This is a genomic window from Streptomyces sp. NPDC002896, assembly GCF_040295225.1.
Taxonomy (GTDB): Bacteria; Actinomycetota; Actinomycetes; order Streptomycetales; family Streptomycetaceae; genus Streptomyces.
Map to the genome: position 1 here is coordinate 199,139 of NZ_JBEOVA010000008.1, position 18,983 is coordinate 218,121.

General features: G+C 71.2%; 13 protein-coding genes. 7 read left to right on the top strand and 6 right to left on the bottom strand.

The features are described 5' to 3' along the window. Positions 1–196: 196 nt before the first annotated feature. The gene (locus ABT009_RS16795) at positions 197–1,267 is read right to left on the bottom strand and encodes an aldo/keto reductase (RefSeq protein WP_351294472.1); all 1,071 of its coding nucleotides are present in this window, start codon (positions 1,265–1,267) and stop codon (positions 197–199) included. A gap of 83 nt (positions 1,268–1,350) precedes the next feature. On the opposite strand from ABT009_RS16795, the gene ABT009_RS16800 reads away from it, so the two are divergent. The 6 genes from ABT009_RS16800 to serA all read left to right on the top strand — a co-directional run bounded on the left by ABT009_RS16800 (position 1,351) and on the right by serA (position 11,248). Next, positions 1,351–2,316 carry a 2-hydroxyacid dehydrogenase gene (locus ABT009_RS16800; RefSeq protein WP_351294475.1) on the top strand — a complete coding sequence of 322 codons (966 nt, stop codon included), beginning with the start codon at positions 1,351–1,353 and terminating at the stop codon, positions 2,314–2,316. A 366-nt stretch (positions 2,317–2,682) separates the two neighbouring features. Further along, on the top strand, positions 2,683–5,589 hold the full coding sequence (locus tag ABT009_RS16805; protein WP_502989890.1) for a putative bifunctional diguanylate cyclase/phosphodiesterase: 2,907 nt from the start codon (positions 2,683–2,685) through the stop codon (positions 5,587–5,589). A 230-nt stretch (positions 5,590–5,819) separates the two neighbouring features. Then, positions 5,820–7,673: an acetolactate synthase large subunit gene (locus ABT009_RS16810; RefSeq protein WP_351294478.1), complete on the top strand. Its 1,854-nt coding sequence runs from the start codon at positions 5,820–5,822 to the stop codon at positions 7,671–7,673. Between the two features lie 20 nt (positions 7,674–7,693). Next, the gene (gene ilvN / locus ABT009_RS16815; protein WP_351294481.1) at positions 7,694–8,218 is read left to right on the top strand and encodes an acetolactate synthase small subunit; all 525 of its coding nucleotides are present in this window, start codon (positions 7,694–7,696) and stop codon (positions 8,216–8,218) included. 49 nt (positions 8,219–8,267) lie between these two features. Then, positions 8,268–9,344, top strand: coding sequence for a ketol-acid reductoisomerase (gene ilvC, locus ABT009_RS16820; RefSeq protein WP_502989891.1), 1,077 nt, complete (start codon positions 8,268–8,270; stop codon positions 9,342–9,344). A gap of 302 nt (positions 9,345–9,646) precedes the next feature. Then, positions 9,647–11,248 carry a phosphoglycerate dehydrogenase gene (serA, locus tag ABT009_RS16825; RefSeq protein WP_351294487.1) on the top strand — a complete coding sequence of 534 codons (1,602 nt, stop codon included), beginning with the start codon at positions 9,647–9,649 and terminating at the stop codon, positions 11,246–11,248. A 199-nt stretch (positions 11,249–11,447) separates the two neighbouring features. Here serA and ABT009_RS16830 read toward each other — a convergent pair whose 3' ends face one another. Then, positions 11,448–13,019 (bottom strand): MFS transporter, encoded by a 1,572-nt coding sequence (locus ABT009_RS16830; protein WP_351294490.1) that lies wholly within the window; start codon positions 13,017–13,019, stop codon positions 11,448–11,450. Positions 13,020–13,116: 97 nt separating this feature from the next. On the opposite strand from ABT009_RS16830, the gene ABT009_RS16835 reads away from it, so the two are divergent. Further along, positions 13,117–13,710, top strand: a complete 594-nt coding sequence (locus ABT009_RS16835) for a TetR/AcrR family transcriptional regulator (RefSeq protein WP_351294493.1) — start codon at positions 13,117–13,119, stop codon at positions 13,708–13,710. A gap of 42 nt (positions 13,711–13,752) precedes the next feature. Here the strand turns inward: ABT009_RS16835 and ABT009_RS16840 are convergent, their stop codons facing one another. The 4 genes from ABT009_RS16840 to ABT009_RS16855 are packed head-to-tail and all read right to left on the bottom strand — an operon-like array spanning position 13,753 to position 18,905. Continuing rightward, on the bottom strand, positions 13,753–14,436 hold the full coding sequence (locus ABT009_RS16840) for an ATP-binding cassette domain-containing protein (RefSeq protein WP_351294496.1): 684 nt from the start codon (positions 14,434–14,436) through the stop codon (positions 13,753–13,755). Further along, positions 14,433–15,479: an ABC transporter ATP-binding protein gene (locus ABT009_RS16845; RefSeq protein WP_351294498.1), complete on the bottom strand. Its 1,047-nt coding sequence runs from the start codon at positions 15,477–15,479 to the stop codon at positions 14,433–14,435. Before ABT009_RS16845 ends, ABT009_RS16840 begins: the two co-directional genes overlap by 4 nt. After that, positions 15,466–17,400, bottom strand: coding sequence for an ABC transporter permease subunit (locus tag ABT009_RS16850; RefSeq protein WP_351294501.1), 1,935 nt, complete (start codon positions 17,398–17,400; stop codon positions 15,466–15,468). Before ABT009_RS16850 ends, ABT009_RS16845 begins: the two co-directional genes overlap by 14 nt. After that, positions 17,400–18,905, bottom strand: coding sequence for an ABC transporter substrate-binding protein (locus ABT009_RS16855; RefSeq protein ID WP_351294504.1), 1,506 nt, complete (start codon positions 18,903–18,905; stop codon positions 17,400–17,402). Before ABT009_RS16855 ends, ABT009_RS16850 begins: the two co-directional genes overlap by 1 nt. Positions 18,906–18,983: the final 78 nt, after the last annotated feature.

Genomic DNA, 18,983 nt, shown 5'->3' on the forward strand with positions numbered 1-18,983 from the left:
TACACCGCTGAGGTTCGTCCAAGGTTCCCGACGGCACCGTCTTTTCGGCCGGGGAGCGGTTCTCCCCCACCCCGCCCCTTCCCGTAACCAGGGGCGCCGCCCCTGGACGCCGCCCTCGGACCCGCTTATCGCCCTAACTGGCTCGTCTTCAAGCGCCGGACGGGCTGAAACGGGGATTCCGCGCCCCGGCACACCGTCAGTCCCACGACCCCCGCGCCGCCGGCAGCGCGGCGATCTCCGCCAGGTCCTGCGGGGTGAGCTGCACTTCGGCCGCCCCCGCGTTCTCGGCGGCCCAGCGCTCGTGCTTGGCGCCGGGTACCGGCACCACGTGCCGGCCCTGCGCAAGCACCCAGGCCAGCGCCACCTGCGCCGTGGTCACCCGGCGCCCGCCACCGCGCGCTCCGCCATACCCGTCCGCGGGTCCGGACCCGCGGACGGGCCAGGACCCGTCCCCGCCCCCGTGCCGCTCCGCTATTCGTCGCAGCCCCGCCACGATCGGCTGGTTGGCCGCCATCATCTCCGCCGTGAAGCGGGGGTGGCGGGCCCGTACGTCGTCCGGCTCGAAGCCCTCGCCGGGCGTCAGCGTGCCCGTGAGGAAGCCGTTCCCCAGGGGCATCGCGGCCAGGAAGCCCACGCCCCGCGCCTCGCACCACGGCAGCAGCGCGTCCAGCGCCTCGGGCGACCACACCGACAGCTCGGCCTGCACGGCGCTCACCGGGAAGACCTGCTGCACCCGCTCAAGCAGCCGGATCGTTCCGTCGTGCAGCCGGGACCCCATGCGCCGCGAGGCGCGGGCCCCCACCGCGCACAGCCCCAGCGCCCGTACCTTCCCGGCCGCGACGAGCTCGGCCATGGCGCCCCAGGTCTCCTCGACGGGCACCTCGGGATCGGCGCGGTGCAGCTGGTACAGGTCGATGGTGTCCGTCTGCAGCCGGCGCAGCGAGGCGTCGCACGCCCGCTTCACATAGCCGGGGCGGCCGTTGGCCACGATGTGCTGCTCGCCCACCAGAAGCCCGCACTTGGTCGACACGAACGCGTCCCCGCGCCGCTCCTTCAGCACGCGGCCGATCAGCAGCTCATTGGTGAACGGGCCGTACATGTCCGCGGTGTCGAGCAGCGTCGACCCCCGGTCCAGCGCCGCGTGCACCGTCCGCAGCGACTCGTCGCCGCGCTGCCGGGAAGCGGTGTACGCCCAGCTCATCGGCATGCACCCGAGTCCGATCGCGCCCACTTCGAGCGCTCCCGCGCCGATCGTCCTGCGCTCCACCTGCGGAATCCTCCCACTGCCTCTCCGAGAGGCTCCCCAAACTAACCTCTGTGCCCGCCGGGCCTTCGCATAGCCTCGTGACCATGACTGCAGATGTGTGGCTTCCCATCCCGGCCGAGGAGATCGAAGGCCTTCCCGATACGTTCAACTACCGCTTCTGGGACGGAGGACCGGGCGGTGAGGACGACGGCGGCCGGGACTACCCGGCGGACCCGCGGGACTGCGTCTTCTACGTGGTGCCGTACATGCGGCCCGCATCGGCGAAGATCCAGCCGATGCTGGCCATGCCGGGGGTCCAGGTCGTCCAGACGCTGACCGCCGGCGTCGACGACGTGCTCGCTACCGCGTCGCGGCTTCCGGCAGGGGTGCGGCTGTGCAATGCGCGCGGGGTCCACGAGGCCAGTACGGCCGAACTGGCGCTCGCGCTCACCCTGGCCTCGCTCCGCGGCATACCCGGATTCGTCAGGGCACAGCAGACGGGGATCTGGCAGAGCGGCTTCCATCCCGCGCTGGCCGACAAATCGGTCCTCATCGTGGGATACGGAGCCATCGGCAGTGCCGTGGAGGACCGGCTCGTGCCGTTTGAGTGCGCGCGGGTGGCGCGCGTCGCGCGCTCCGCCCGCGATACGGAGCGCGGTCCCGTGCATCCCATCTCCGCTCTGCCGCAACTCCTGCCCCACGCCGACGTAGTGATCCTGACGACGCCGCTCACGCCGGAGACGAGGGGTCTGGTGAACTCGGGCTTCCTGGCGAGCATGAAGGACGGCGCGCTGCTCGTGAACGTCGCGCGCGGGGCCGTCGTCGACACCAAAGCCCTGCTCGCGGAGGTGGAGAGCGGCAGGATCAGTGCCGCCCTCGATGTGACCGATCCCGAGCCGCTGCCGCCCGGCCATCCGCTGTGGACAGCGCCCGGTGTGCTGATCAGCCCCCATGTAGGTGGTCCGACGTCTGCGTTCCTGCCGCGCGCAAAGCGCCTCATCGTCGCGCAGCTGAACCGTTTCGCGGCGGGGGAGCCGTTGGACAACGTGGTGCTCACGACCGGCCAATAGTTCCGCTTTGGACACCCTCCGCAGTGCATCAACTTCGCTGAGTGTTCAGATCCTTGTAGCCAGTCACGCAGCGTAGAGACACTATGTCGCACAGTGACGAGACTGGTGTATCGTCCCCGACAGGGGTAGCGCCGTGCGGAGTTCGGCGCGGGGACGATAGATCGGACTGCAAGGGGGGCGACGGGCGATGCACGGCCTATGGACCAACGATCCGACGCGGCGGGGGCCACGAGCACACGCCTGGCGCACACCGGCGCGCAGACGCCGCCCCAGCGGTCATTCCGGCCGCGGACAGTGCGGGCGCCGGGGCCACCCGCATCCGGACCGGCGGGGGCGGAGGACAACGGCGGCGACCGGAGCAACCCGGTGAGCTCGCGCCCGACCCCCGTGGCCGTGCTGGGCGGAGCTCTCAGGACGCTGCTCCCGGCCGAGGGCCGGCTGCCGCGCCCGGCTGACTCCGGCAGCCGGAGGGGGATGTACAGACCGCAGCTCGTCCTGGTGCTGCTGTGCGCCGGCTTCGCCGCGGGATCCGCGTTCGGCTGGGGTTCGGACCTGCTCGCGGTGATCATGGGCGACTTCGGGCTGAGCGCCGCCGCTGCCGCCGCTGCGGTCTCGTGCTGCCGCTTCGCACGCAGCCGCCACAGCCGCTTCCGCCCGGCCTGGCTGCTGTTCGCGCTCTCGTCAGCGATGTCGGCCCTCGGCAACGGCGTCTGGGGTTGGTACGAGGTCGTCCTGAACAGGCCGATGCCGTCGCCGAGCTACGCAGACGTGTTCTTCCTGTGCTTCGCGCCGCCGGCCATCGTCGGGCTGCTGGTGCTCGCCAAGCGCCCGGTGACCAGGTCCGGCTGGGTCTGCCTCGTGCTGGACGCCTGGCTGATCGGCGGCTCGCTGCTCACGCTGTCGTGGAGCCTCGCGCTGGCGCAGACCGCGCAGTCCGAAGAAGGGCGGGGCGTGGCACAGGCCGCGTTCACCCTCGCGTACCCCCTTCTGGACATCGCCCTGGTCAGCATGGTGCTCGCGCTGCACTTCAGGCGCACATCGGCGAACCGAGCCGCGGTGAACACCGCCATAGGAGCACTGGCCCTGACCGTGATGTGCGACGCGCTGTTCACCTCGCCGCTGCTGCACGACAGTTACCGCTCCGGTCAGATACTGGACGCCGGCTGGTTCGCGGGATCCCTGCTCCTCGCCTACGCCCCGTGGGCCGGACGCCGGCACGGACTGCCGGAGGAGGACGACCACGCACGCGTGCAGCACGGAAACGGCCACGGCCACCCCTACGGCGGACCGGGCTGGTATCCCGCCACCCGCCCGCTCATGAGCTCGCTGGCGGCCCTCACGCCCTATCTGGCCGCCACCGTCTGTACGCTCGGCATCCTCTACAACCTCGTCAACGGCCGCAGCGTCGACCGCGTCATGCTCTTCACGGCCTGCACCGTCGTGCTCGCGCTGGTGGTCCGCCAGGGCATCATGCTCCTCGACAACCTCCGGCTGACCCATGAACTGGCCCAGAAGGAGAACCACTTCCGCTCGCTGGTGCAGGGGTCGAGCGACGTCATCATGATCGCCGCGCCGAACGGCGTCCTGAGGTACGTCAGCCCGGCCGCCGCGGGGGTCTACGGCCGCGAGGCCGACGAGCTGGTCGGCTCCGAGCTCGCCGCGCTCATCCACCCCGAGGACCTCGGCCGCGTCATCCACGAGGTGCGCCGCTTCCTCGCCGCCAGCCAGATCGAGGAGCCCACGACCCGTATCGAGTGCCGCTTCAAGTCAGGCACCGGCGACTGGCTCAACGTGGAGTCGACTGTCAACCGCCACCACGGCGGCCTCATCCTCAACAGCCGGGACGTGACGGAACGGGTGCGCCTGCAGGCCCAGTTGCAGCACAACGCCGAGCACGACCCGCTCACCGACCTGCCCAACCGCGCCCTGTTCACCCAGCGCGTCAGCCACGCCCTCGGCGGCCGCCGCAGCTCCGACCGCGGCACCGCCGTGCTCTTCATCGACCTCGACGGCTTCAAGGCCGTCAACGACCGCCTCGGCCACCAGGCGGGCGACGAGCTCCTCGTCCAGGCCGCCCGCCGGCTCCAGGAGGCCGTACGGAAGGGGGACACGGCCGCCCGCCTCGGCGGTGACGAGTTCGCGGCCCTCATCGTGGGCGACGGCACCTGCGACCGCGCGGCCCGCGAACAGCACATACTGGAGCTCGCCGACCGGCTGAGGGTGATCCTCTCCCAGCCCTACACCGTCGACGGCGGTGACGTCCGGGTCGCCGCCTCCATCGGTGTCGCCTTCGCCGAACCGGGGCTCGCCGCGGGGGAGCTGCTGCGCAACGCAGACCTTGCCATGTATCGCGCCAAGGCCGCGGGCAAGGACCGCGTCGAGCTGTACGCGCCCCAGATGCAGTCCGACGTCGTCCGCAGGACGGAGCTGGCGGGCAGGCTGCGCAGCGCGCTGCACGCCGGGGAGTTCGTGCTGCTCCACCAGCCCGTGGTCTCCCTGGCCACCGGCCGGATCACATCGGTCGCCGCACAGCCCCGCTGGCGCTCCGCCCAGGGCATCCTCTTCACGCCCGACGAGTTCCTGCGGGGCGCCGAGGACAGCGAGCGCACCGCCGAGCTCGGCCGCTGGACGCTGGAGGAGGCCGTCAAACAGGCCGCCGACCGCGGCAGGGCGGGACTCGCCGTGCCGGTGACCGTCCGGATGAGCGCACGCCGCCTGCTGGACCGCACCATGCCGCTCAGCTCCATCGAGGCGCTGCTCACGCGGCACGGGCTGGCCTCCGGCGCCCTCGTCATCGAGCTCGCCGACAGCGATCCCCGGGTCTCGCTGGACGAGCTGGAGCGCCGTCTCGCCGCGCTGTGCAGGCTCGGCGTGCGCGTCGCCCTGGACGGCCTCGGCAGCGGGTACGCCGCGATCACCGCACTGCGCCGGCTCCCCCTCGACGTACTGAAACTGGACCGCAGTCTGGTCGACGGCGTCGTGGAGTCCGCGCGGCTGCACAAGATCACCAGCGGGGTGCTCCGTATCGCGGCCGACCTGGGGCTGCAGTCCGTCGCGGACGGTGTGGACCTGCCCGAACAGGTCGTCGCTCTACGCGCGATGGGGTGTACCCACGGGCAGGGCAAGGCCTTCTCCGGGCCTCTGGACGAGTACCGGCTGCGCCGCGCCCTGTCCGCCGGCCGCTTCTCCGTGCCGCACGGCCCGGTCGAACCCGTATTCGCGGGCGGCGCACCTCCCCGTTCACATGATGAGACTCCTGTCCCACCTACTTGACAGGCGCCGCGTCCCGGGGAGAGGGTCAGTGCCATGCGCACCCGAATTCTCGTACTTGGAAAGCGCGTCGGCTGAAGCTGGGACCACCGGACGATCACCGGTCACCCAGCGCCCGCACCGACGCGCTCCCCTCGCTTGCCTCCCGGCACGAGGGGTTTTTTGTTGCACTAACACCCGCCACATCCTGCACAACCCTCGCAAAAACCCTCAGCATCGAGAAGAGAATGCCGATGACCGAGCAGGCCTCCGGGGCCCACCATCCGCAGCCGCGGCCCCGTTCCTCTGGGCAGCAGTCCGCCCCTGTCGAGCACGTGACGGGTGCGCAGTCCCTCATCCGTTCTCTCGAGGAGGTCGGGGCCGACACGGTATTCGGCATTCCCGGCGGTGCGATCCTTCCCGCGTACGACCCGATGATGGACTCCAAGAAGGTCCGTCACGTCCTGGTCCGCCACGAGCAGGGTGCCGGCCACGCCGCCACCGGCTATGCGCAGGCCACCGGGAAGGTCGGCGTGTGCATGGCCACGTCGGGCCCGGGCGCGACCAACCTGGTCACGCCGATCGCGGACGCCCACATGGACTCGGTGCCGCTGGTCGCGATCACCGGCCAGGTCGCCTCCGCGGCGATCGGCACGGACGCCTTCCAGGAGGCGGACATCGTCGGCATCACCATGCCGATCACCAAGCACAACTTCCTGGTCACCAAGGCCGAGGACATCCCGAAGACCATCGCGGAGGCCTTCCACATCGCCTCCACCGGCCGCCCGGGACCGGTCCTCGTGGACATCGCCAAGGACGCCCTGCAGGCCAGGACCACCTTCAGCTGGCCGCCCTCCCAGGACCTGCCCGGCTACCGCCCGGTGACCAAGCCGCACGCCAAGCAGATCCGCGAGGCCGCCAAGCTGATCACCCAGGCCAAGCGGCCCGTCCTCTACGTCGGCGGCGGCGTCATCAAGGCCCGCGCGACCGCCGAGCTGAAGGTCCTGGCAGAACTCACCGGAGCGCCCGTCACCACCACACTGATGGCGCTCGGCGCATTCCCCGACAGCCACCCGCTGCACGTGGGAATGCCGGGCATGCACGGTGCGGTCACCGCCGTCACCGCGCTGCAGAAGGCCGACCTGATCGTCGCCCTCGGAGCCCGCTTCGACGACCGCGTCACCGGCAAGCTGGACAGCTTCGCCCCGTACGCCAAGATCGTCCACGCCGATATCGACCCGGCCGAGATCGGCAAGAACCGCGCCGCCGACGTGCCGATCGTCGGTGACGCCCGCGAGGTCATCGCCGACCTGGTCCAGGCCGTGCAGAAGGAGCACAGCGAGGGCAACACCGGCGACTACAGCGCCTGGTGGAAGGACCTCAACCGCTGGCGCGAGACCTACCCCCTCGGATACGACCTGCCCGAGAACGGCTCGCTCTCCCCGCAGCAGGTCATCGAGCGCATCGGGCAGCTCGCGCCGAAGGACACGATCTTCGCGGCGGGCGTCGGCCAGCACCAGATGTGGGCCGCGCACTTCATCGAGTACGACAAGCCCGCGACCTGGCTCAACTCCGGCGGTGCCGGAACCATGGGCTACGCGGTCCCGGCCGCGATGGGCGCCAAGGCCGGTCAGCCGGGCCGGACGGTCTGGGCGATCGACGGCGACGGCTGCTTCCAGATGACCAATCAGGAACTGACCACCTGCGCGCTCAACAACATCCCGATCAAGGTCGCGATCATCAACAACGGCGCGCTCGGCATGGTCCGCCAGTGGCAGACCCTGTTCTACAACCAGCGCTACTCCAACACGGTGCTGCACAGCGGCCCGGACGGCGTGGCCAACCCGGAGTCCAAGGGCACCCGCGTCCCGGACTTCGTGAAGCTGTCCGAGGCGATGGGCTGCCACGCGATCCGCTGCGAGCGCGTCGAGGACCTGGACAAGGCCATCGAAGAGGCCAACTCGATCAACGACCGCCCGGTCGTGGTCGACTTCATCGTCCACGAGGACGCGATGGTCTGGCCGATGGTCGCCGCCGGCACCTCCAACGACGAGATCATGGCCGCCCGGGACGTCCGCCCCGACTTCGGCGACAACGAAGACGACTGAGCGAGAGAGACCACAGAGAAATGTCCAAGCACACGCTCTCCGTCCTGGTCGAGAACAAGCCGGGTGTCCTCGCCCGGATCACCGCCCTGTTCTCCCGCCGCGGCTTCAACATCGACTCGCTCGCGGTCGGCGTCACCGAGCACCCCGACATCTCCCGCATCACCATCGTGGTGAATGTCGAGGACCTGCCGCTCGAACAGGTCACGAAGCAGCTCAACAAGCTCGTCAACGTCCTGAAGATCGTCGAACTGGAGCCGGGTTCGGCCGTTCAGCGGGAACTCGTTCTGGTGAAGGTCCGCGCCGACAACGAGACCCGCTCGCAGATCGTCGAGATCGTCCAGCTGTTCCGCGCCAAGACCGTGGACGTCTCGCCCGAGGCGGTCACCATCGAGGCCACCGGTTCCAGTGACAAGCTGGAGGCGATGCTGAAGATGCTGGAGCCGTTCGGCCTCAAGGAGCTCGTCCAGTCCGGCACGATCGCGATCGGCCGCGGCGCCCGTTCGATCACCGACCGGTCGCTGCGCGCTCTCGACCGGTCGGCCTGACCCGTACGAACGACCGGAAACGGGCGGTCGGCGCGCCCCGGCCGCCCGTATGCCGAGACCCCGAAACTTTCCTCACCCCTCCCGCCGTACGGTGGGACGCAACATCAGCACACTTAGGAGAAACCCAGTGGCCGAGCTGTTCTACGACGACGACGCCGACCTGTCCATCATCCAGGGCCGCAAGGTCGCGGTCATCGGCTACGGAAGCCAGGGCCACGCCCACGCGCTGTCCCTGCGCGACTCCGGTGTCGACGTCCGCGTCGGCCTGCACGAGGGCTCCAAGTCCAAGGCGAAGGCCGAGGAGCAGGGCCTGCGCGTCGTCACCCCTGCCGAGGCCGCCGCCGAGGCCGACGTCATCATGATCCTGGTCCCGGACCCGATCCAGGCCAAGGTCTACGAGGAGTCCATCAAGGACAACCTGAAGGACGGCGACGCGCTGTTCTTCGGTCACGGATTCAACATCCGCTTCGGCTTCATCCAGCCCCCGGCCGGCGTCGACGTCTGCATGGTCGCCCCGAAGGGCCCGGGCCACCTGGTCCGCCGCCAGTACGAGGAGGGCCGCGGCGTTCCGTGCATCGCCGCCGTCGAGCAGGACGCCACCGGCAACGCCTTCGCGCTCGCCCTCTCCTACGCCAAGGGCATCGGCGGCACCCGCGCCGGCGTCATCAAGACGACCTTCACCGAGGAGACCGAGACCGACCTGTTCGGTGAGCAGGCCGTCCTCTGCGGTGGCGCGTCCGCGCTGGTCAAGGCGGGCTTCGAGACCCTGGTCGAGGCGGGCTACCAGCCGGAGATCGCGTACTTCGAGTGCCTCCACGAGCTGAAGCTGATCGTGGACCTCATGTACGAGGGCGGCCTGGAGAAGATGCGCTGGTCCATCTCCGAGACCGCCGAGTGGGGCGACTACGTCACCGGCCCGCGCATCATCACCGACGCCACCAAGGCCGAGATGAAGAAGGTCCTGGGCGAGATCCAGGACGGGACCTTCGCCAACAACTGGATGAAGGAGTACGAGTCCGGTCTGCCGAAGTACAACGAGTACAAGAAGGCCGACGAGGACCACGTCCTGGAGACCACCGGCAAGAAGCTGCGCAAGCTGATGAGCTGGGTCGACAACGAGGACTGAGTCCCGCACGGCACAGGGCCGCTCCGTACCGGGGCGGCCCTGCTTCTTCGCCCGCTTCTCGGCCCGTCCAGGGCTATATCCAACTCGTCCACCCACGGATGAGTGATCCTTCCGCCGAGGTGGAAAACGGCGCCCGGCAACCGCCACTACACTGCACAGAAACGCGTCAGGCCCACAGCGTCGTGCGTCTTCCACGCGGCTAAGCGACACCGGGAACGCACCCGCACCTCCCCGGCGCCGCTCCCCTCCACCGCCTGCGGCCGTCGGGACGGCCGTCCGCATTGGGACTTGTGAGGACTCACGTGAGCACTGCCTCTCAGAAACCCGTCGTACTCATCGCTGAAGAGCTGTCGCCCGCCACCGTCGACGCACTGGGGCCGGACTTCGAGATCCGGCACTGCAACGGAGCAGATCGAGCCGAGCTGCTCCCGGCGATCGCCGAGGTCGACGCCATCCTGATCCGTTCCGCGACGAAGGTCGACGCCGAGGCCGTCGCCGCCGCGAACAAGCTGAAGGTCGTCGCACGAGCCGGCGTCGGCCTCGACAACGTAGACGTCTCCGCCGCCACCAAGGCCGGCGTGATGGTCGTCAACGCCCCCACCTCCAACATCGTCACCGCCGCCGAGCTCGCCTGCGGCCTGCTCGTCGCCACGGCCCGCAACATCCCGCAGGCCAACGGCGCCCTCAAGAACGGCGAGTGGAAGCGCTCCAAGTACACGGGCGTCGAGCTGGCCGAGAAGACCCTCGGCGTCGTCGGCCTCGGCCGCATCGGCGCCCTGGTCGCCCAGCGCATGTCCGCGTTCGGCATGAAGATCGTCGCGTACGACCCCTACGTGCAGCCCGCGCGGGCCGCTCAGATGGGCGTGAAGGTCCTCTCCCTCGACGAGCTGCTCGAGGTCTCGGACTTCATCACCGTCCACCTGCCGAAGACGCCCGAGACGCTCGGCCTGATCGGTGACGAGGCGCTGCACAAGGTCAAGCCGTCCGTCCGCATCGTCAACGCCGCCCGCGGCGGCATCGTCGACGAGCAGGCGCTGTACTCGGCGCTCAAGGAGGGCCGCGTCGCCGGCGCCGGCCTCGACGTGTACGCGAAGGAGCCCTGCACGGACTCCCCGCTGTTCCAGTTCGACCAGGTCGTCTGCACCCCGCACCTCGGTGCCTCGACCGATGAGGCGCAGGAGAAGGCGGGCATCGCGGTCGCCAAATCGGTTCGCCTCGCGCTCGCCGGTGAGCTCGTGCCGGACGCGGTGAACGTCCAGGGCGGCGTGATCGCCGAGGACGTGAAGCCGGGTCTGCCGCTGGCCGAGAAGCTCGGCCGTATCTTCACCGCTCTCGCGGGCGAGGTCGCGGCCCGCCTGGACGTCGAGGTGTACGGAGAGATCACCCAGCACGACGTCAAGGTGCTCGAGCTCAGCGCGCTGAAGGGCGTGTTCGAGGACGTCGTCGACGAGACCGTGTCGTACGTCAACGCGCCCCTGTTCGCGCAGGAGCGTGGCGTCGAGGTCCGCCTGACGACGAGCAGCGAGTCGCCCGACCACCGCAACGTGGTCACGGTGCGCGGCACCCTCTCGGGCGGCGAGGAGGTCTCGGTCTCCGGCACGCTGGCCGGGCCCAAGCACCTCCAGAAGATCGTCGCGATCGGCGAGTACGACGTGGACCTGGCGCTCGCCGAGCACATGGTCGTCCTGCGCTACACCGACCGCCCGGGTGTCGTCGGCACCGTCGGACGGATCCTCGGTGAGGCGGGCATCAACATCGCGGGTATGCAGGTGTCCCGTACGGATGTCGGGGGCGAGGCCCTGGCGGTTCTCACCGTGGACGACACCGTGTCGCAGTCGGTGCTCAACGAGGTGGCCGAGGAGATCGGCGCGACGTCGTCGCGGTCGGTGAACCTCGTGCACTGAGGTTGGCGCGCAGCGTTTTGGGGCCCTGGTCACCTTGCGGTGACCGGGCCCCGTTTTTTCGCCCTGACGGGCTCGTCCTCAAGCGCCGGACGGGCTGGAAATCAGCGCGCCGGACGGGCTGAGAATTCAGCCCGTCCGGCGCTTGATGACCGAGGTCTGGGGCGGAGCCCCAGTTTCGGGAAGGGGCGGGGTGGGGAGATCAAGCGCCTTGCGTGACCTGCACCGGCACCGTCTCGTCGTCGGGAGCGGAAGCCCCCGCATCCCGCACCCCCACCCGCCGAAGCGCCACCACCGCCAGACCAGCCGCCCCCAGCAACAACACAACCGCCGCAACCGCCGCCGCCTGCATCCCGTTGGTGAACGCCTCCCGCGCTGCGGAAACCAGGGCGTCGCCGGCCCGCCCGGGCAGCTGCCCGGCGACGGCCAGGGCGCCGCCGAGTGTCTCGTGCGCCGCGGCGGGCGCGTCGTCCGGGATGCCGTGACGGTAGACCGCGGCGCCGATGGACCCCAGCAGGGCCATCCCCAGGGCTCCGCCGAACTCCTGCCCGGTCTCGAGGAGCGAGGAGGCGGCGCCGGCCTTCTCGACGGGGGCGGCGCCCAGCGCCAGGTCCGTCAGCTGGGACATCACGGTGACGATCCCGCAGGCGAGGACACCCGCCCCGGCGAGCACCAGCCACATCGAGTCCGTGCCGGCGAAGGCGAGCAGGCCGTATCCGCACGCGGCGGTCGCGAAGCCCGCCGAGACGACGTGGGCGCGGTGCACGCCGCGCTGCACCAGCTGTGCGGCCACGGGTGCGGCGAAGCCGATCAGGACCGAGGGAAGCAGCGCCCACAGCGCGGCCTCCAGCGCGCTCTTGCCGAGCACCGACTGCAGGTACTGGGTGGTGAAGTACGCCGAGCCCATCATCCCGAAGGCGGCCACGAGGTTCAGGACGACAGAGGCGCCGAAGCCCTGCCCGCCGAACAGCGCGGGGGAGATCATCGGCGACGCGGCGGTGCGCTGGCGGCGCACGAAGAGGGCGGTGAAGAGGAGTCCCACGGCGAGGGAGGCGACGTAGAGGGGCTCGAAGCCCTCGGACGGGATCTCCTTGAGGCCGTAGATCACCGGCAGGACGGCGGCCATCGACAGCGGCACGCTCAGCAGGTCGAAGCGGCCCGGCTCGGGGTTTTTGGACTCCGGGAGCAGGACGCGGCCGACCACCAGCAGGAGCAGCATCGCGGGGAGGTTGACCAGGAAGACCGAGCCCCACCAGAAGTGCTCGACGAGGACGCCGCTCATCACCGAACCCAGCGCGATGCCCCCGGTCATCACGCCGGACCAGATGCCGATCGCCTTCGTGCGCTGGGCCGGGTCGGTGAACATCGTGCGGACGAGGGCCATCGTGGACGGCATCAGGGTTGCGCCGCCGATGCCGAGGACCGCGCGGGCCGCGATCAGGGTCTCCGCGCTGTTGGCGTACGCGGCGACGAGTGAGGCCGCGCCGAAGGCCGCGGCGCCCAGCAGTAACAGCCTGCGCCGGCCGATGCGGTCGCCGAGCGAACCCATCGTCATCAGCAGTCCGGCGAGGACGAAGCCGTAGATGTCGAAGATCCACAGCTGCTGGGTGCCGCTGGGTTCGAGGTCGGCGCTGATCGCCGGGATGGCGAAGTAGAGAACGGAGACGTCCATGGAGACCAGCAGCAGCGGAAGCATCAGGACGGCGAGGGCGGTCCATTCGCGGCGCCCTGCAGGGGAGTTGAGGGCATCGGTGGTGCCCGTCGGGTTCGTCATGGGCAGGACTGTACGCGCGTCTTAAACAGCTGTCTAGAACGCTCGTATAAAACGCAGGTATAGGACGCTTGTCTGTACCGGCGATAGGCTGGCCCGCATGGGACACCGCGAGGATCTGCTCGAAGGCGCGAAACGATGCCTGTTGGAGAAGGGGTTCGTGCGCACGACGGCGCGCGACATCGTCAAGGAGTCGGGGACCAACCTGGCGTCGATCGGCTACCACTACGGGTCGAAGGACAAGCTCCTCGCGGATGCGTACGTCTCGCTGGTCGAAGGGGTCTCCGATGCCTTCGACGCCGGTGAGCGGGCCACGACCGGCACCGAGCCGGGGTCCGTCGAGCGGTTCCAGGAGGTCTGGTCGAACGTCATCAGCACGATGCGGCAGCCCGGTTCGCTGTGGCACCTCAGCATGGAGATCGTGGTCATGGGAGACCGGCTGCCCGAGGTGCGCGACCACCTGGCGCGGGCCCAGCGGGAGGGCGCGCGCGGCATCATCCCGATGTTCATGGGGGGCATGGAGGAGGACGTCCCGGACGAGACCGTGGACACGCTCGGCAAGTTCTACATGACCCTCATGATGGGGCTCATCGCGCAGTGGACCTTCGACCCCCCGAGTGCGACCACTGCCGACGAACTCACCGCGGGACTGCGGCGCGTGATCGAGGCGGCGTCCAAGTCACAGGAGGCCTGAGGCGCGGGCGCGGGTGAGAGCCGACGGCCCGCACAGCGACCCTCACCCCACGATCTTCCCGTCCCGCATCTCGACCACCCGGTCGGAGAAGTGCCGTACGAGGGCCATGTCGTGGCAGATGAAGAGGTAGCCGAGGCCGAGGCGGTCCTGCAGGTCGGCCAGGAGGTTGAGCACGCCCGCGCGGAGTGACGGGTCGAGCGCCGAGACCGGTTCATCGAGGACGAGCAGCCGGGGCTCGCCCGCGAGCGCGCGTGCGATGCCGGCGCGCTGGCACTGGCCGCCGGACAGCTCGTGCGGCCGCCGGTCGCCGTACGCCGGGTCGAGCCCGACCAGATCGAGCAGCTCGGCCACCCGGGCAGGTCCGCGCACGGCATCCCAGCGGCCCTGGACCCGCAGGGGTTCGGCCACGGCGTCCCGGATACGGCAGCGAGGGCTGAGGGATCCGTAGGGGTCCTGGAAGACCGGCTGCATCGCCGGGCGCAGCGGCCGCAGGGCGCGCTCGTCCAGGGCAGTGAGCTCCCGGCCGTCGAACCACACCTCCCCGCCGTCGGGCCGGCGCAGCTGCAGCACGGCGGCGGCCGTCGAGGACTTGCCGCAGCCCGACGGCCCCACCAGGGCGAGCGTCTCACCGGCGGCGATGTCGAACGACACGTGGTCGACGGCGACGAACGAGCCGTAGCGGACAACCAGTTCGCGCACCGCAATGAGCGCGTTTGCGGGGCTCACACATGCTCCAGGAACAAGTCGGCGGGACGGTCCGGCAGTTCACGCCACCGGTGGCAGGCCACCTCTCGTCGGCCGTCCCCGAGCCGCTGCGGCTCCGGCAGTTCCGTGCGGCAGCGGTCGTCGTCGGCCGGTTCGGCCAGGGGGCAGCGGGGCGCGAAGGCGCAGCCGGGCGGCAGTTCGGCGAGGGTTGGCGGGGCTCCGGCGATCGCCGGCAGACGGCGGCCGGCGACCCGGCCGCCTCGTCCACCACCCGGCAGCGGCACGTCCGGTGGGAGGGAGGCGAGCAGCCCAGCCGTGTACGGGGCGCGGGGCCGGGCGAACACCTCGGACACCGGGCCCGATTCGACGGCCCTGCCCGCGTACATCACCATCATCCGGTCGGCGTGCTCCTCGACGGCCGCGAGATCGTGGGTGACCAGGACGAGGGACGCGCCCGTCTCCTCGCGCCGCCGGGTCAGCAGTTCGAGTACGTGCCGTTGGGTGCCGGGGTCGAGAGCGGTGGTGGGTTCGTCGGCGACCACGAGCTCCGGTTCGTTGATCATGGCCATCGCGATGACGGCGCGCTGCCGCATGCCCCCGGAGAACTCGTGCGGATACGCCCGCGCCCTGCGCCCCGCGTCCGCGATACCGACCTGCTCCAGTGCGGCGACGGCCCTGGCGCGCGCCTCCCTACGAGACAGGCCCTGCACGGACCGCACGGCGGCGGCGAGTTGGTCGCCCACCGGGTGGACGGGCGACAGCGCGGAGAGGGCGTCCTGCGGGACGAGAGCGATCCGCCGCCCCCACAGCCGTGCGTACGCCGGGCGGCCCGCGCCGATGAGCTCGGGCTCGCCGCGCAGCCGGGCGATTCCCGCCGCCGTCGCCCCACGCGGCAGCATGCCCAGCAGAGCGCGCGCGGTCAGGGACTTCCCGGCACCCGACTCACCTACGAGCGCGAGGACTTCCCCGTCCCATACGTCGAAGGACAGTCCGCGTACCGCCTCGAGCGGCCCGAAGGCGATACGCAGGCCGCGCACCGACAGCAGAGGGTCAGCGGGATGCAAGGGACATCTCCTTCCGGGCTCGGGAAAGCGTGGTGAGGCCGCGGCGCGCTCCGGTGCCGCCGACGGCCGCTGACCGCGGCCGCGGGGAGTTCGCACGGCCGGGCCGCGCGCCCCCGTACGCGGCCAGCGACACCGCCAGTCCCGCGAGCACGGCAAGCGCGGCCGCCGGGGCCAGGGCCGCCCACGGGGCGCGCTCCACGTAGGCACGGGACTCGTCGAGCAGCAGGCCCCACTCCGGGGCGGGCGGCTGTGCGCCGAGTCCGAGGAAACCGAGCGACGCGAGGGCCAGAGCGATGCCGGGCAGGCGCAGGACCGCGTGGCGGGCCACGGGAGCGGCCACCGAGGGCAGGACGTGACGGGTCAGGATCCACACCGGGGTCGCGCCGATCGCCTTCTGGGTGGTCAGGAACGCGGAGGCGCGTACCTCCTGGACCAGCGCCGCCGCGTGCGCGGCCAGCGGCGGCCAGGAGATGAGGGCGATGGCGAGGGAGGCGCCGCCCGTGCCGGGGCCGACGACGGCGGCGACCAGGATGCCGGTGATCACCGGCGGCAGGGCGTTGGCGATGTCCGACGCGCCCGCGGTGAACAGCGGCAGGAAGCCGAGTCCCAGCGCCAGCAGAAAGCTGACCAGGCAGACGGCGGCCGCCGTGCCGACCGTCGCGGCCGCGCCGTGCCCAAGGCGCGCCAGCACGTCACGCCCGAGACCGTCCGTGCCCAGCGGATGCGCCCAGGACGGCGCGGCCAGCCGGGCCGCCGTGTCCACCGTGTACGGATCGCGCAGCAGTCCCCAGCCGACGGCGGTGACGAGGACGGTTCCCAAGAGGACCGGCACCAGCGGGTGCACGCGCACCGGCCGGGCCGCGGGCAGCGTGAGCCCCGCGTCGCGCAGCGCAGGACCGAGCAGCCGGCGCCGCAGCAGCGCGGCCGCCGCACCCGCCGTAAGGCCCAGCACGAGCAGCGCCAGCACCGCGCCCTGCAGCAGTGGCAGGTCCTGTGACTTGGCCGCACCGAGCGCCGTACGGCCGATGCCCGGCACCGCGAACACCGTCTCGACCGCGACCGCGCCGCCGGTCAGGCCGACGGCGACCATCCCGAACTGCGGGACCAGCGGAGGCAGTACGCGCCGCAGCGCCGCCGCAGCTACCCGGGCGCGGCTCACGCCGGAGCCGCGCCACAGCTCCGCCCAGCGCTCCTCGAGGACGGCGGGCAGCGCGTCCGCGACCAGCTGCCCGAGCAGCCCGCCGGCCGGCACCCCGAGCGCAACGGCGGGCAGCACCATGTGCGCGGGCCCCTGCCAGCCGGACGTCGGCAGCCAGCCGAGCCACACCCCGCACACGACCAGCGACAGCGTCGCCAGCAGGAATTCGGGCACCGCGGCGAGCATCGCGGCGAACGCGCCCGCCGTGCCCCTGCCGCGTACCAGGACGGGCGCCACCAGCAAGGCCCCGACCAGCAGCGCCACCGCGAGCGAGGCGCCCATCAGGCCGAGCGACACCTGGAGCCCGGCGGCCACGGAAGGCAGCACGTCCGTACCCGACACCCATGACGTGCCGAGGTCGCCGCGCAACAGCCCCGCCGCCCAACCGCCCAGCAGGCGAAGGGGACCCGCGTCGAGCCCGAGGTCCGCGCGGATCGCGTCCAGCGCCTCCGCCGTGGCCTCCTGCTCGGCGGACCGGGCCCGCAGCACCGTGAGCGCCGGGTCCCTGCCGGACAACCAGGGCAGCAGCCCCACGGCGGCCAGCACGAGGGCGAGGCAGACCACGCGGGTGAGCCCGGCCCTGACCTTCGGCCCTCTGCACGCCGCGGCCCATGTACTCAGCCGGGTCCACGCCACGAGCCGTGCCCGCACGCCGAACCAGGTGGTACGTCCGCCGGGCCGACTCCATGGGCCGAGCCCGGCCCCCGTGTTCGGCGCGTCCATCACTTGACGTATGTCTCGACGGTGATCAGCTCGCGCTCGCGCGGATCGTGTGCGACGCCCACGACACCCGCCGCATCGCCCTGGATCACGCGCTCGTGCAGCATCGGTACGGCGGCGTCCGTGGCCAGCACCGCGGCCTCCGCCTCGACGACCGCCCGGCGGCGGCCGTCGCCCGCCTCGGTCTCGGACGCCTTCCGCACCATCCGGTCGACGTTCTCGTCGGCGAGCTGCGCGATGTTGAAGGAACCGTCGGAGGCGAAGTCGCTGTAGAGATACGCGGCCGGGTCACCGGAGTCGAGCACCGTCGCCCGCGACAGTATGAACGCGTCGAACTCGCCCGCCAGCGCGTCGGATTCGATGTTCGCGTACTCGCGCACGTCCAGCTTCACCTTGAACCCGGCCTTCTGCAGCTGCTGTTGCAGGGTCTGGGCGACCTCGGGCAGCTCGGCGCGGTCGGTGAAGGTGCCGATGGTGATCGCGGCGCCGTCCGGGTCGCCGGCCTCCGCCCGCTGCACCTTCCGGCCGTCGCGCAGGCCGGACGCCCACGGCAGCGCGGGCCCGAGCAGCCCATCGGCGACGTCCGCGCGCCCCTCGTACACGCCCTTGACGATCGTCGCCGCGTCGATCGCCTCGCGCGCGGCCGCCCTCATACCCGCGTCCCTGAAGATGCCCTTCTCCGTGTTGAGGTAGAGGGTGTTGGTGCGCGGCATCGGCACCTCGGTGATCAGATCCTGGTCGACGAGCGCGGCCTGCGAGACCGGGACGGCCTCGACGACGTCGGCCTCGCCGCTGCGCAGGGCGGCGGCGCGCGCGGTGCCGTCCGGGACGAACGACACATCGATCCCAGGGGCCTTGGCCTGCCCGCCCCAGTAGCCGTCGTACCGGTCGAGCCTCGCCGACGTCGTGCCGTTGACCTCCGTGAGCTCGAAGGCCCCGGTGCCGGTGCCGAGCGGGTCGACGGTCTTCCCCGCGTACGCCTTCGCCGACAGGATCGACAGCTGGGGGGAGCTCAGCCGCTGCGGCACGAGCGGGTCCTCGGTGGCGGTCGTGACCGAGACCGTGTCGCCCTTCGCCCGCACCGTCAGCTCGACGCCGTCGAGGATGCGCGGCTTGGGCGACGCGGCGGCGGCCTCGCTCAGCGACCGCACGACGGACTGCGCGGTGAGCTTCGTGCCGTCGTGGAAGGTGACGCCGTCACGGATGGTGAAGGTCCACGTCTTGCCCGACTGCTTCCAGCCGGTGGCGAGGGCGGGCTCGGCGTCGCCGTCCTCGTCGAGCGTGACCAGCGTCTCCGCGGTGGACCAGCGGGACAGCTTGAACGCGTCGTCCGAGAGCGGGGAGAGGGCGGAGCGCGGCGGAAGCATCATCGCGATGCGTATGCGCTGGCCGCTGCCCTCACCGTCGGTTGACGCCTGGCCGGAGCCGGAAGAGGCGAAGCATCCGGTGAGCAGCGCGGCCGTGGGGACGAGGGCGGCGGCGGGGAGGAGGCGGGCTGGCAGGCGCACTTGGGTGGACCCTTCCCGGTAAGGAGGTAAAAGGGCGGTCAAAGACGGGCCGACCGTAGCATGATGACAATCATTTTC

Coding starts and splice junctions, on each gene's coding strand:
- ABT009_RS16850 (WP_351294501.1), bottom strand. CDS start 17,400: ATGGACGCGCCGAACACGGGGGCCGGGCTCGGCCCATGGAGTCGGCCC.
- ABT009_RS16835 (WP_351294493.1), top strand. CDS start 13,117: ATGGGACACCGCGAGGATCTGCTCGAAGGCGCGAAACGATGCCTGTTG.
- ABT009_RS16830 (WP_351294490.1), bottom strand. CDS start 13,019: ATGACGAACCCGACGGGCACCACCGATGCCCTCAACTCCCCTGCAGGG.
- ABT009_RS16810 (WP_351294478.1), top strand. CDS start 5,820: ATGACCGAGCAGGCCTCCGGGGCCCACCATCCGCAGCCGCGGCCCCGT.
- ilvC (WP_502989891.1), top strand. CDS start 8,268: ATGCCGAGACCCCGAAACTTTCCTCACCCCTCCCGCCGTACGGTGGGA.
- ABT009_RS16800 (WP_351294475.1), top strand. CDS start 1,351: ATGACTGCAGATGTGTGGCTTCCCATCCCGGCCGAGGAGATCGAAGGC.
- ilvN (WP_351294481.1), top strand. CDS start 7,694: ATGTCCAAGCACACGCTCTCCGTCCTGGTCGAGAACAAGCCGGGTGTC.